The sequence below is a fragment of the Mucilaginibacter yixingensis genome, assembly GCF_041080815.1.
GTDB lineage: Bacteria > Bacteroidota > Bacteroidia > Sphingobacteriales > Sphingobacteriaceae > Mucilaginibacter > Mucilaginibacter yixingensis.
In genome coordinates, this window is the sequence record NZ_CP160205.1 from 1821965 (window position 1) to 1837099 (window position 15135).

The window sequence follows — 15135 nt, forward strand, 5'->3', positions numbered from 1 at the left end:
AACAGGCTCGTTTAATTCCATCCCGGATTTTGGATCAGTACACCCTTGCTTTTGTAGATCTCGCTACGCGGAATAGGGTAACGGTCTTGCACAGGGGTATAAAGTTTCTGAAAGGCGCTGCCCAATACTACAGGCGTATAGGTAAATGAGCCATCGGCGTTTTTGATGACACGCATGCCATACATTGGCGTAGCTATTACGCTTGGGCCAATTTGCCAGCGCATTACATCATACCAGCGGTGATCTTCAAAAGCCAGCTCGATGGCGCGCTCATGACGGATAGCCACACGCATTTGGTCTTGCGTTAAACCGGGAGGAATAGGCGGCATGCCTACCTGCGGGCGTTGGCGGATGGCATTGATTGCAGCGTAAACACTAGCATCTGGTGCTGCCAGGTATTCATTTTCAGCTTCGGCATAGTTCAGCAATATTTCTGCGTAGCGGAAATAGATGTAGTTGAGCAGTGTTGTACCGCCGCCAACACGGTTGTACACCTCTGGCCAGTATTTTTTGCAGTAATAGCCAGTAGCGGTGTAGGTAATGGCGCTGGGGTCAATGTCTTTACCATGGGCGGTTACCTTGCCGGTGCCATCAACCTGAATCCAGGTATCCATGGTTTTACCCTGCCATGGCTGACCGTTGTAGAGGATATTGGCATAAAAACGCGGATCGCGACCAACATAAGGTTTCTGTGGATTATAGCCCGATGTCGGGTCGGTAATATCCTTGCCGGTGGCCTGCATCTGGTACATGTCTACGTGGTTTTGGGTTGGGTCCATTTGTCCCTGCGCACCACCGGATGCTGGCGACATAGAGAAGTCGGCAAACATACCGTCGATAGCACGTGGGCCACGTACCTTGTACATGATGTATTCTTTTTTAGGTAGATCTGGCGATGGGCTGATGTTCAGAATGTTATCGTAAGTATCCTGCAGGGCGTACTCGTTCATATCCATCACTACTTTGGCAGCGTCTGCCGCCGCTTTCCATTTAGCCTTATCGTTTGAAGGATTATTGAGCGGACTGGCAGCATACAACAGTGTGCGGGCTTTAAGGGCCATAGCTGCACCTTTGGTAGCGCGGCCGTAGTTAGAGTTGCCGTAATCAGCATCGGTACCCAGCAGGGTGTAAGCTTTATCCAGGTCGGCTACTATTTGGTTAATACAATCCGTATAGCTGGCACGGGGCAGATTTACATCATCGTTTACGCCATAGTCTTTCAACAGCAATGGCACACCACCAAAGCGCTTTACCAGCTCAAAATAAAAGAAGGCACGCAGAAAATGCATTTCGCCCTCCACCCGCTGTGCCGGGAAGATGGCTGCGGCAGGTACACCATCAATTTTGGCAAGCATTTTATTGGTTACCGCAATGCCGGCATACATGTTGGCCCATACGTCGCCAATATCATTCATGTAGGCGGCGGTAGAGTGTTCAAAATAAAGGCCTTTGTTCAAGGTGGTTACCGTGCCTTCAGAGTTGCCGGAAACAGCTTCGTCTGATGCCTGCGAGGTACAACCACGGTGATCGTTAAACCGCACATAGTCACTAATGAGGTAGTTGTAAGCATTGTCTGCAAAGCGGGCAGCCTGTACAGGGTCAGAAAAAACCTTGTCCTGGTCCAGTGCTACACCAGGGGTTCTGTCCAGGTATTTGTTGCATGAAGCCGAGGTAAGCGCCAGCAGCACAATCATGGAATATATCTTATACTTTTTCATGGTCTTGGTTAAAAGTTAATGTTGATACCGATGTTGAATACCCTTGACGATGGGTAGAGCGATTGCAGCGGGAACGCCTGGTTCACCACGTTCAGGTTCTCTGGGTCAACGTACATTTTAAAGGGAGTCCAGGTGATGAGGTTCTGACCGTTCAGGTACATGCGCACGCCTTTCAGCTTAAGTGGATCGGTCCAGCTTTTCGGGAAGGTGTAGGCAATCTCTACGGTACGCAGTTTCAGGTAACGGGCATTTTGCAGGGTAAAGCTGTTAAGCGCGTTGTTAAGACCGGTATAGCCGCGCGAGTGCAACGCAGGCCAGGTAGCGGTAGCGGCGTTTTGCGGCGTCCAGGCGTTGAGCATGAACGGATACATCTGCTGGCCGTTGTTCTGATCGTTCAAAATCAGGTTAGAACTTACGTGTGCCACACCCTGGAACATGACGTTGAGCGAGAAGCCTTTGTAAGCGATGCGCGGCGTAAAGCTGTAGATGTACTCCGGGCGATTGCTATAGCCGATAGGTTGTTGATCTTGATCGTTAATAATGCCGTCGCCGTTCAGGTCTTTAAACTTTAAATCGCCGGGGATTGGCGCCACACCCTGTGGTTTTACTGAGTTGGCAACATCTTGCGCCGAGGTATAAAACCCATCAAACACATAGCCAAAAAACTGACCGACAGGTTTGCCTTGTTTTTTCAGGTTATCCGGAATGTCTGCCGCTTCGTCATAGTTAAGGATCTTGTTGTGGGCGTAGCTCAGCTGGGCGTTAATTCCGTAAGAGAAATTGCCGTGTTGTCCCTGAAAATCGGCCTCAATTTCGTAACCCTTGTTGTATACTTTACCAATGTTAAGGGACGGGTAACTATGACCGAAGTCTAACAAGCCTTTATGGTCCAGCAAGATGTCTTTACGGGTCTCATCAAACACATCGATGTCTAACTTCAGCATCTCTTTAAACATCCTGGTTTCCAGACCAATATTGCGCTTGGTGCCGGTTTCCCAGGTAATTTGCGGGTTTCCCAAGGCGCCATCGGCAATGTAAACGGTAGGGTAGTTGGTAATAGAGCTGGGCAGACCAAAACCAACGCTGCTGTTGGCGCTATAGCTGGTCAGGAACAGGAAGCGGCTATCCAGCTTATCATTACCTACAATACCGTAGCTGCCACGGATTTTAGCGTAGCTTAGGATATCGCTTTTAGGGAAGAACGACTCGTTGGTCATGGTCCAACCGGCAGATACCGCCGGGAAGAAGCCGTACTGATGATTTTTGCCATCGCCGCCTTTAAATGATGCCGGGGCAAAGTTTTCAGATCCGTTATATGAGGCGTTAAACTCTACAAAGTATTTTTCGCTGTAATTGTAGGTCAGACGGTTTACCAAACCTTGCGATGCTCTTGGCGGCGCGGTAAATACACTGCCGTCAGAGCTGCCTTGTATCAGCTGCCGGGTACCCATCAACAGGCCCGAAACATTGTGGCGACCAAAGCTGCGGTTGTAGTAAAAGCCGGTTTGGATGGTGGTGTTAGTGCTGCCGCTGGTACTGCCGTTGATGCCGCCCAGAGGCACATCGCGGTTACGGGTATCGGTAGAGAGACTGATAGCGCCGGTTTGACGGTCCCACACGTAGGCAGCCCAGTTAGCGTTACGTCGCTGCACGTTGGTGTAATAAGAATCATAACCGAAGTTGCCTTTGAATGACAGTCCCTTGGTAATCCATCCCAGTTTATACTCTACGTTAAAAGTACTCTCGATGGTGTTATTATCATCATTACGGGTACCAAAACGGGTAAGCACCGCCAGTGGGTTCCACAGGTTGGTGCCCACGCCAGGGTTTTGTGCAATGCGTCCGTCAGGAAGGGTAACTGGATAGGCGAATGATGGCACTTGCAGGATACGCGAGATCATGCCCTCAATGGTATCATAAGAGAACGCCGATGAGGATAATAGTCCCGCAGGCTGATAACGGTCTGAATAACGGCCGCCCAGTTTAATGCCCACGGTAAAATCCTTGTTCAGCGTAAGGTCTACGTTAGAGCGGAAGTTGTAACGTGTAAAACTGGGTGTGGTCTCGATGCCATAAGGCGAATCGAAGTGCTTAAAGATACCATCCTGATAGGCATAACCGGCTGATACAAAGTATTTAGCCACTTTTGAGCCACCGCTTACATTAAAGTTATGCTGGGTTTGGCCATAGAACTTTTTAGTGAGGTATTTAAACCACTGCACATCTGGATAGCCGTAAGGATCTGATCCGTCTTTGAATTTTTGTAGTTCGGCGTCAGACCATGGCGCTGCTTTACCATCATTGAGGTAAGCCTGGTTAAGCAGGCGGGCATTATCATAAGACCCCAACGCGAATGGTAAACCAGTATAGGTTTGCACGCTGTAATTGCCGGTGTAGGTAATGCGTGGCGCGCCAATTTTACCTTGCTTGGTGGTAATTACAATAACGCCGTTGGCACCTTTAATACCATAAATGGCGGTAGATGCGGCATCTTTCAGCACGGTAACGGTCTCAATTTCGTTCGGGTCAATATCACCAAAGCTGGGGCGCTCAATACCATCAACCACTACAATGGCCGATGCGTTGTTGAACGTAGAGATACCGCGCACAAACAGACTGGAAGCATCGGCACCAGGTTGTCCGCTGGTTTGCACTGCCAGTAGGCCGGGCAGCTTACCAATCAAGGCATTTGTGGCGTTGGGGGTAGGCGAGCGCATAATCTCTTCGGAGTTTATTTGCGCAACTGCGCCGGTAAGTGTGGCTTTCTTTTGGGTACCGTAGCCTACTACCACCACCTCGTTCAGGTTTTGGTTGTCGTCTATCAGCTCTACATCCATATTTGGGCGTACGGTAAGCTCTTTACTTACATAGCTGATGCTTGAAAACACCAGCATAGCGCCGGTGGGTACATTACGGAGGGTATATTTACCGTTCTCGTTGGTTAGTGTACCGGTGGTGGTGCTTTTTATTTTAACACTCACACCCGGAATAGGGGCACCTTTGCTGTCGCGCACGGTACCCGTTGCGGTAATTTGCTGTGCCTGTGCCTGAAAAGATAGGAAACAAAGAACAAGGACACCCAGCACCAGCGATAGCTTCAGTTGCTTTCGGTCCTTAAAAAGAGCATATAATAGTGCGCTCTTCCAAACGTAAAATTTATCCATAGTTAATTGGTTTTGGTATTTGTTGTTGACGGTTTGATTGAATGTGGTTTGCAATAACAGCTTGATTTTGTGTGATCTGCAAGAGTTGATGCTGTTTTTTGTGCAAAGCTGTTTTAAGGGGGCTCCATCGTGCTCCCCGTCTCTGTTTTAAGCATGGTTGGTAATAAATAGGGTTAATTGGTTAGTTTATTGGTTACTGGTTGCGATGCCTTGTCTATTGAAAATCTTGTCAAATCAATAGCACAAAGGATTTAGACATCCGGCCTTTTAGCGCTGTGTGTTTCATTTTTAATTGTGTATTAAGATTTAAGTCCTTCCACACAGTTATACCTGCAGAAAGGGCTGGTTTTGGTTACAGTAAAAAGAGATTAGAATGGTTTATAAAACGTTGGTGTTAAAAAACAGTAGTGTTATTTGTACACCAATCACCATAAAATTAGAGCATTAGAACACAAAAAAAAAAGGGGGTGCAAGCGGGCTAAACGGCGTGGGACTTTTTACCGATACGCTTTAAGAACAATGGACGAAAATCTGTTTCCTTAAGCTCAAAACGCAATATTTTGACTTTCTGACAGATTTCTGTTCACAAAAACTGTTACGTTAAAATCACAACAAAAAAAATTTAATAAATTTTTTGTCCGAAAAAATGGTTATCAAAAATTAAAAGATAGGAGTGTTTTGGAACGAAGATTAAATTTAGCGAAGGATTTATTTGCAAAATTTGTAACGCAAAAAAGACAGGTTAAGCCTGTCTTTTTCTGTTTTTGGGCAAATTCTGCGCGCTGACGACAAATTGCTCCTGAATCTTACCAGAAACGATTGGAAATTGGAGTGCTCATGGGGCGTTTTTAGCCCGTTGCAGAGATAGGTGAATGACTAGATTAGTGTGAACTTATTTTATCATGAAAGCATCAAGCGCTTTTGTTGGTTTGCCGTCATCTCCCCAGGCACTTAATGGATATTTGCTCCAACTCCTGGCGCCTTCCGGCTCCCAATAAACCACACCCAGGCCTTTGTTGCCGGGTACCGTTTTTACCTTTGCTTGCACCGCAACTAACATATTATAGGTGTTTTCGGGCTGGGTGTCTTCTCCGCCCACTTCTACCACCATAACTTCTTTCTGATACCTGACAGCCAGATTGATTAGATTGTTACCTAAGTCGTCGATAGATTTCGTGTAGTCAGGTTTGCCATCCAGCCACCAGGGGTAATAAGAAAGACCTATAACATCATATTTCGCACCGTTTTTTCTGGCGTTATCAAACCAGGTGGTAAATCGTTTGCTATCGTTACCGCGGTCCAGATGAAGAATCACTTTTGAATGTGGGGATACAGCCTTTATTGCGTCATAACCTTTATTAATCAGTTGTGCCAGTTGCGGCCAGTTAGCGGTGCTACCTTCAGGATAAATCATCCCTCCGGGAGTTTCATTGCCTATCTGTACCCACTCTGGTGTTACCCCTGCTTTTTTTAAGGCGTTCATCACGTCATATGTATAATTATAAACGTCGTTCAGCAGTGTAGGAAAGTCATGCCCTTCCCAGGCAGCAGGCTTTTTTTGTTTGCCCGGATCTGCCCAGCTATCGCTGTAGTGAAAATCAATCATCACCCGCATGCCCCATTTTTTGGCTCTTATTGCCATGGCCACGGTTTCGTTTTTGCTGTTATGACCGCTGGTGGGACTGTTATTAGGGTTTACCCAGGTTCTCAGCCTGATGGTGTTAATGCCGTGATCTTTCAAAATCTTAAAGCAATCCTGTTCCAGCCCGTTATTGTCGCGAAATTTGTAGCCGGTCGCCTCCATCTGCTGAAGCCAGCCAATATCTGCCCCTTTGGCAAACTGATAATTGCTTTTTGACCCTTTGTGAAATACAGAACAAGATTGAAAAGAGGCGGCCACCAGTACGAGTGCGGCTCCCCAAAAGGCAATATGTTTTCTCATTATAAAGAATCGGTTTATTGGGCTTGTTTCTTTGCAAAAGATCGGATATTATTTTAAAAACCAAAAGGCCGCACCAATATTGATGCAGCCTTTTACTGATTTGATTGTTATAGGGTTTGGTTTGGTTTAGTTTTTAAATAGTTTGATGTTTTTTACCTGGAAATAGCTGCCCGGATTGCCGTTGCCCACTATATTGCCTAAAAAGCCTATAGATACTACCTGCGGCGTAGTAAGCGTAAAAGTAAAGCTCCGGGTATCTGTAATATTTGGACTGGTAGTGCCCACAGCTGCGCTATTGAATAGCGATACGTAGCCCAATGCTGTTGACAGGTTAGCTAAAACCGGGATGCCGCTGCCGCCTGCCGCTGCAACACAATAAACAGATGAGTTGGATTGTATTTCAGAATACTCATCAAACTGCACAATGTAATTACCCGCCGGCAGGGGTGATGATGTTGGCTGGTAAACTATACCGTTAACGACGGGGGTATTGTTCCAGGTTTCCCAGTTGATAATACCACCTACATCTGATGAAAACCCGCCATTAGTGCCGCCGTCTTTGTTTTTGGCGGCCGCATTGGTTACCCACGGTGCGGCCAGGGTTCCCCAGCGGCCATCAAAGGTGGCGGATGTGAAGGGGCCTGTATTGCTTAAGTAAATGCTGGTTACCTCGGCCTTTACCCCATGAGTTTGGTAGGCTACGTTAAACTGATCAATAGCGGTTGGATTGGGCAAATAAGCCGTGCTGTAGCTAATGCTGTTGCCGGGTTGAAAATTAGGCAAAGTACTTGATAAGCCGGTTGGCGTTGAAACGATGATGGTATCATGCGCTTTGTTAAACTTATCGGTATACTTAATCTCCATGTTTACAATGCCCGAGCTTTTGTCTACATCGGCCCAGTTAATTAATGCAGAGCCGTTTGTTTGCATGGCCGCATTAACAATAGGCCGGTTGGTGATAGAGCTCTGGTACAGATCGCCAAAAACGTTGGCCGCTGTATCAACTGGCACCGATGCATGTCCATCGGCGTCATAGGTTCTGATCTCAAAGCTCATCAGCCCCTCGGGCAAATTGGGGATGATCACCTTGGCGGTATCTACGCCCTTGGTGCGAGTTACGGGTACCTCGATGGAGTCGCGCTTACTGTTCCAGTATACGCGGTACTTAACAATTTTAGGATCAGAGGTGAATAGACCGGTTACCTTTACCCGGTTGCGGCCCGAGAATATCTTAACCGAATCGATCTTGCCCGGGTAAATGATGGACCCGTTGGCCAGGTACTTATCTTTATAAGCATCCATTTTGGTACAGGCGCTTATCAGCAGCAGGAGTGATGCCACCACGTAAAGCGCTATATTATTTTGATGTTGTTTCATCTGTTGTTGTAATCTAACTGTCCATTTTCTGTTTTTGTCTGTAATTGCTGCAGCGGCTTATCAAAGCCACTGCAGCTTTATTACTAATTACCCCATATGGTAAACTCGCCCATACTCATAAAGTATGATCCTTGCCAGTTTTGCAGGCTGCGGATACGGATGTAGCGATAGGATTGCGAGCTAACCGGGAAGTCAAACTGCCAGCCATTGTGTGCATAGGTCTGGTCGGCGGCGGTTTCGGTACCCGAAGGCGATCCTGATGGTTTCACCACGTGGCAGGTAGTGAGTAGGGTCCAGCTGGCATCAAGCGCGCCGTTTAGGTTAGGCGTGTTTGATCCCCATATTTCAAAATCTTTCTGGTTACCCCTTACATAGTACACGTTGCCCACCTCCAGGAACGGATTGATCTGGAAACGACTAAATATGTGTGCTTTACCAAGGTCTAGCGTTACCATTTGCGGGCTGCCGGCGTTCTCTACCGTAAATAGCACGTTTGGCCAGCCCGGGTTAAAGTTGCCGTCGTAAATCTGCTGTACGTTGGTGTAAGAGTAAAGCAGGGTAGCATCGCCCGGTAAAACATAATTGCTCCAGGTTGATTTTGGTATCAGCTGCTCAAACAATGGTTGCAGTGTTACAAATAAGGTGTCAGAAAAGTTCAGCCAGCGATCGCGCACTACAAAAGCGTATTTGCGGGGAATTGCAGGCTGACCGCGTTCTACACTGTTAATTACCGGGGCGTTGCTATAGATGTTATCCATACCCAGGGTTTGCACCCATTTGCCGTTGCCCACGGTATCAACCATAGGGATGATGGTCAGGTTCTCTTGCGAAGGGTTATTACAGGTGAGGCTGAAGCCGCCAAATGTGGCGACAACTTTAAGCGATCTGCGTGCAGTGACGATGGCAGGGGTTAAAGGATTAACCACTACAGATACGGGGGCCGATGCCACCTCGCTTGAGTTTACAGCATACAGTTTAACAGTGTGTGCCAGGGTATCGCCAAAACCTATTACGGTAAGGCCATTGCTGTAGCTTGATGCTTTTACCTCTTCGGTGCGGCCTTTGCCAATATCATAAACCGCCTTTACGTACAGCAAGTCTTTATCGCTTGGCAGGGTATAGGTTAGTGTGGCCTTGCCGTTTTGGTTAGTTACCGCAACGTTTGATACCGGACCCGGCGGGTTGGTATTGGTAACCGTTGGTTTGTTGATGGTAGTTTGCTTGCAACTTGCCATCAATATGAGGCAGATAACCGATGTATATAGTACTATGAGTGATCTTGAGATTTTCATGTTCAAAATGTTTTAGCGTTTATATATGATGCCAATTACATTTACCAGTTAGGGTTTTGTACCAGGTTTTGGTTAACAAGCAGGTCGTTTTCCTGAATAGGCCACAGGTAGTCTCTAGGAACCATGAAGTGTCTTGATAAGAAAGATACTTCCCTGTAATACAGATCAGCAGTTTGCCCGCTAACGGTCCAGCCTGTTATGTTCGCGTTCAATTCCTGTCCGGCAGTTTTCCAACGAATCAGGTCCCAGTAACGCTGGCCTTCAAAACACAGTTCTATAGCGCGCTCTCTTTGAATAATTGAACGCATACCAGCCTGGGTGGTATATTTAGATGGGTTAGTGCTAAAGTTGCTCCACGAGGTTTGTACCGTTTGTAAACCCGCACGCGCACGAACCTTGTTAACGTAGGTGTATACATCTGCAACCGGCCCCTGGGCCTCGTTCAATGCCTCTGCATACAGCAGGTACAGATCTGCCAAACGCATAGCCGGGAACGGATAAGGTACATAGGTTACCGAGTTCCAGTCAAAATGCCAGTTCAGGTCTTTCTTCATATAAAAGCCTGTAACCGGTACCGGCGATGATTGACTGGTTTCGCCCCCGCGGGCCATCAGCCAAAAAGTATTCTCATCACTTTTTGACGGGCTGTTGGCCATGTACCAAACGCCGCGGTCAAAGCCCATATCGGCATAGTATCGTGGCTCGCGGTCGTAGTTAAGGCGGGCGGTAATTTCACCTTCCTTAATATAAAACCTTTCGGCATGCGTGGCAGTACGCAGGGCGGCAATGTTGCTAAAGTCAAGGGTTTTATCCTCGTCTATAGGCACGCCGTTGCGGGTGTAGAAGGTTCTGGCCATTTTTAAGGTTGGCCCCAACAGCGGGTGGTTGGCTGTTTTAGAGGCAACGGCATTCGGGAAGTCAAACTGCCCTACGGCCATAGACTGTAAGAAGGAATTATAGTTGATGTTGTTGGCCGCGGTTAATCCCCATATCAATTCGCTGTTCCACGGCTCGCTCATGGCATTGCGGATGCTCATTTGTGTCTTGGTGGTATCGCTAAGGGTATTGGTGGTTGCTCCCGCCGGGAAGGTGTATAAAACAATACCTTGCGCTGTGCACAGGTCTATGGCTGCTTTACAGGCGTCGGCGGCTCTTTGCCATTTGGCAACGCTGTATTGCGAGTTAAATAACTGGGTGCCGTCTTTATTGGTAAAAGAACCATAATCTGAGTTGCCATTAAACAGGGGGCTTGCAGCTGTAGTAAGCAAGCGCGCTTTTAAGCTGAGCGCGATAGGTTTGGTAATACGACCTAACTCTGATGCCGAGTTGGTGATAGACGCAGGGAGTTTTGCCGCTGCGGCATCCAGCAAGTTTGAGATGTAGTTTACTACGCTATCCACCGGCTGGCGTTTTACACGAATCTGGTCTATCGATGCATCAATTGGCAGGTTCTGATCAATAACCGGAATAGGGCCATAAGCGCGGAACAGTATAAAATGATAGAAGGCTTTTAAGAATTGCGCCTCGCCAATCCAGCGGTTGCGGGTATCAATGTCAAGATCGGGCACCTTGCTCAGGTCTGAGATGTTCTCCAGAAAAACGTTGCAATCTCTGATGGCTTTGTAGTTGGCCGATGCATCGCGGGTGCCGTCCTTAAAGTTAGCAATCGGGTCTGAAGTGTTCTGATCGCCGTAAACCAGGCGCAAAACGTTGGTAGACCGGATGTGGTTAGCTGGGTCCAATACAAAAACCTCGTCGCCGGCAGACAGGCCTACGTTATAGGTTGGGTCAACATCGGTTGGCAGATAGCTGTAGCAGGTAAATAAATATTTCTCGGCCTCGGTTTTTGAAGCAAAGGCATTGGCTATGGTTGATACGTTATCGGGCACCACATCCAGGTAGGCTTTTTTACATGAGGTACCTAATGCCATTAAAAGCACCAGCATAAAAGCGGCATAATATTTTGCACGGCTAACCGATGCCCAAAAAGGATTACCCGCAGCCTGCATCTTTCCGTTATATCTAATATGTTTCATATAGATCAATTTTTTTATTTAGTTTAAAATCCGGCAGATAAGCCCATGTTAAATACCTTTTGAATAGGGTATCCCAAACCCGATGTACCCATCTCAGGGTCCCAGAGTTTAAATACACTCATGGTAAGTAAATTGGTGCCGTTGATGTAGATGCGTGCACTGCCGAAGCCAAGCTTTTTCAATATTTTCTCAGGAACGTTGTACCCAATCTCGGTTGATTTTAAGCGGATGAACGATCCGTTTTCAAGCCACCAGGTTGATGGCTGGCTGTTGTTGGTAGAGATGAGGCTGTTTAAACGAGGCCAGAATGCGTAAGAATTCTGGTTGTCTTCAGACCAGTGGTTGTTGGCAATTACGCTCAACAGACCATTTTGGTTACCGCCATTCAGATAGAAAGGGGTGATGTTGGCCGAGTTGATGAGGAATGATGATCTGGCCGATCCCTGGAAGAAGGCACTGATATCGAAATTCTTAAATCCTACCGAGAAACCGAAGCCATAGATGATTTCGGGAGTAGTAGGGTAACCGATAGGCACATAGTCGGCATTGGTAATTTTGCCGTCGCCATTAACATCGCGGAACTTGATATCGCCCGCCATAATCGATCCGTATTGTATTGGCGAGTTATTCACCTCGCGCTGATCAATAAAGAGTCTTTCGGCTACTAAACCATAGATCTGGCTCAGCGAATTGCCTACCTGCGACAGGTTCTGATCATTAGCCGGGTAGATAGGCTCCTCGTTTACCAGCAATTTGCTCACTGCATAGGTAAGCGTACCCCGGGTTTGAATCCACAATGAGTTATTGAACGATTTATGATAATCTAACGCTATATCAACACCCTGACTCTGAGCCTTACCGGCGTTGGCTGATACGGCAGCCTGTAAACCCATTGAGGTAGGTATAGTGTTCCTCACCATTAAGATATTGCTGCGAACCTGGCGATAGGCATCAACCGTAAGGTTAAAATCGTTAAACAGCGTAAGGTCCATACCCAGGTTGGTCTGTCTGGAAAGCTCCCAGGTGATATCGTCGTTCTCATAACGGCTGGTTGATACCGTTGGGCGGCTATAGGTAAAGTTAGTACCAAAGTTGCCGCTTGACGTACCGTTAAGGTTAACGTTAGAGAGGTAGAAGAAACGGTCATTAGCGTTACCAATCTGATCATTACCCACCAAACCATAAGTGGCCCTGAATTTCAGTCGGTTAACATATTTAAGCAATGGCTTGAAGAAGGCCTCGTTTGATACGATCCAGCCGCCACCTACAGACGGGAAAAAGCCAAACCGGTGATTGGCTGCAAAGCGTTCTGAACCGTTGTAGCCAAAATCGTACTCTACCAGGTAGCGGTTATCATAACCGTAGGTAAATCGGCCTGAAACTCCTTCATTACGCGCCGGCAATGAGGTTTGCAGATCGGCAGCATTGCCTGTCAGGTAGTTTCTGATAGTACCGATGAGCAAACCACCCACGCTATGTTTTTGGCCAAACACGTGCGAGTAGTTGATGGCAGCCTCGGCATAAGTGGTGCTGTTAACCAAAGCTGTACCGGGGGTATAAGTTAAATACTCGGTTGGTGTTGCTCCAATACTGCCTGAAGATCCATCATTAAGCAGCGTTAAACCGGTAAACACACCATCCTGTGAGTTAGAACGATAATAGTACGGACTTACCTGACGCGATACGGAGAAACTTGCGTAGCGTTCGGTATACGCCATCATACGGGCAGAAAGGCCAGGCGTAATGGCGTCCAGATTTTGTTTTAAGCTCAGTTGCGCTATTAAGGTGCTGGTTTTTGAAGTTTGGAAACCCGATAACGATTGTGCGTAAGGGTTTACATATAAACCACCACCACCTGGAATAACTGCGTTACCAAACAGAGGATGCTGTGCATAAGGCAATAAGCTGCCAGGGTAAACAGCCGGAAACGCCACCGGGTTACTCCACAAGGCATTGTAATAAACCGTGCCACCGCCGCCAATTGGGCCGTTATAGTCATCAAACTGGCCTTTAAGGCTTACCAGGGCCTCGGTGGTTTTGGTAAGGTTGATGGTAACGTTTGACAACATGGAGTACGATTTTAACTTAATGTTGTTGTTAAAGCCGTTCAGTGAGTTGTCTTTCAGGTTACCGTTATCAATATTGTAGGTCATAGCCAGGTAGTATTTTGACTTGTCTGACCCACCGCTGGCATTTAAATTAAGCCTTTGGTTGTTGGTTTTGTCTTTAATAAGCTGCTGGATCCAGTTATTGCTTGGATATAATAAAGGATTATCACCACGAGCCGTATGATCAATTTTGTTTTGCGAGTATGGCAAAGCGCCCAGCGGGTTCCTTGTTAATACAGCCTCATTGGCCAGGTTCATGTAAGTAATGTTATCTGCCAGACCAATGCTTTTTGTGTTTGATGATGTAGAGTTTTCTACACGGGCATTAAGTTTCATTTTGCCCACAACACCGGTTTTGGTATTGATCAGGATCACCCCGTTAGCACCTCTGGCACCATACAATGAAGTTGCTGTAGCATCTTTAAGTACAGAAAAGCCGCTGATATCATCCGGCTGCAGCCTGGCCAGATCATTGGTGCTTGATTCAATACCGTCTATCAGAATAAGCGGGTCAACCTTGCCGGCGCCAAACGTGCCAACGCCTCTGATAAAGAATGAGGCATTGTCTTGCCCCGGCTCGCCGCTGCGCTGGTAAGATATAACACCGCCAATTTTACCGGCCAGCATAGTGGTCAGGTTACTGGTAGGGCCCTTAAGTTCAGCCGGATCTACCGAGGTGATAGAACTAACCAGCGTTGTTTTTTTCTGTGTACCGTAGGCTACCGTAACGGTAACCTCGTTCAGGCTGTTTTCTTTGGCTTTTAATACTACGTTAAGTATTGATTTATCGCCTACAGCTATTTCCTGCGTGTCATAACCAATGTAAGTAAACACAAGTATGGCTTTGCTATCAGGTACGCTAAGCGTAAACTTGCCGTTAACATCAGTAGTGGTGCCACTGGTTGTTCCTTTTAGTTTAACAGATACGCCTATCAGTGTTTCACCTTTTTCATCAGTTACCTTACCCGTAATCAACCTTTTCATGGCAGCTTCTGGGGCCACCGGGCGTTCGGTAATCAGAATAGAGGTGTTTTTGATGGTGTAGGTGAGGGGCTGGTTGGCAAAACAAACGTCAAGCGCTTGTTTTAGCCCGGCATTGTCCAGCTCCAGGTTTACCGGTTTGGATTTTTCTAAATCCTTAGCATTGTACAAAAAATCATAGCTTATTTGCTTTTGAATTTTTTCAAACACCTCCTTAAGACTCGCATCCTTGGCGTGTATAGTAACTTTTTGTGCATAACTGGCGGCCGAGGCTTGCAATATAGCCGCCATTGTCAAAAACAGGGTTATTTTCATGATCAGCTGTATTTTATAAATGCAGCGGTTTTGCCTACCGGAATTTAATGCGGTAAAAATTTTATACATTTGAATGTTAGGTTATAATTGGTTGTTCCTAAATAATTGATCGTACCTAACAAAGCAGTGTTAACGACACACAGACATGGGGCGGCTCCAACGCTCCATGTTTTTTTTGCTTTGCAGATAAAAAGAAGTGTAT

Annotated in this window: 7 protein-coding genes; all 7 read right to left on the reverse strand. The window is 46.9% G+C overall.

What is annotated here, in order from left to right:
- Positions 1-11 precede the first annotated feature (11 nt).
- A complete protein-coding gene (locus tag ABZR88_RS07325) occupies positions 12-1718 on the reverse strand; it encodes a RagB/SusD family nutrient uptake outer membrane protein (protein WP_107828073.1) in 1707 nt (568 codons plus the stop codon).
- Positions 1719-1726: 8 nt separating this feature from the next.
- Complete coding sequence (locus ABZR88_RS07330) at positions 1727-4882, reverse strand: TonB-dependent receptor (RefSeq protein ID WP_146166511.1); 3156 nt, start codon at positions 4880-4882, stop codon at positions 1727-1729.
- 892 nt (positions 4883-5774) lie between these two features.
- Positions 5775-6824: a glycosyl hydrolase 53 family protein gene (locus ABZR88_RS07335; protein WP_107828071.1), complete on the reverse strand. Its 1050-nt coding sequence runs from the start codon at positions 6822-6824 to the stop codon at positions 5775-5777.
- Between the two features lie 126 nt (positions 6825-6950).
- A complete protein-coding gene (locus ABZR88_RS07340; RefSeq protein ID WP_107828070.1) occupies positions 6951-8201 on the reverse strand; it encodes a DUF4998 domain-containing protein in 1251 nt (416 codons plus the stop codon).
- 83 nt (positions 8202-8284) lie between these two features.
- Positions 8285-9493, reverse strand: a complete 1209-nt coding sequence (locus tag ABZR88_RS07345) for a DUF5000 domain-containing lipoprotein (protein WP_107828069.1) — start codon at positions 9491-9493, stop codon at positions 8285-8287.
- Between the two features lie 41 nt (positions 9494-9534).
- A complete protein-coding gene (locus tag ABZR88_RS07350) occupies positions 9535-11529 on the reverse strand; it encodes a RagB/SusD family nutrient uptake outer membrane protein (RefSeq protein WP_245917020.1) in 1995 nt (664 codons plus the stop codon).
- A 23-nt stretch (positions 11530-11552) separates the two neighbouring features.
- On the reverse strand, positions 11553-14933 hold the full coding sequence (locus ABZR88_RS07355; protein WP_245917019.1) for a TonB-dependent receptor: 3381 nt from the start codon (positions 14931-14933) through the stop codon (positions 11553-11555).
- Between the last annotated feature and the right edge of the window lie 202 nt (positions 14934-15135).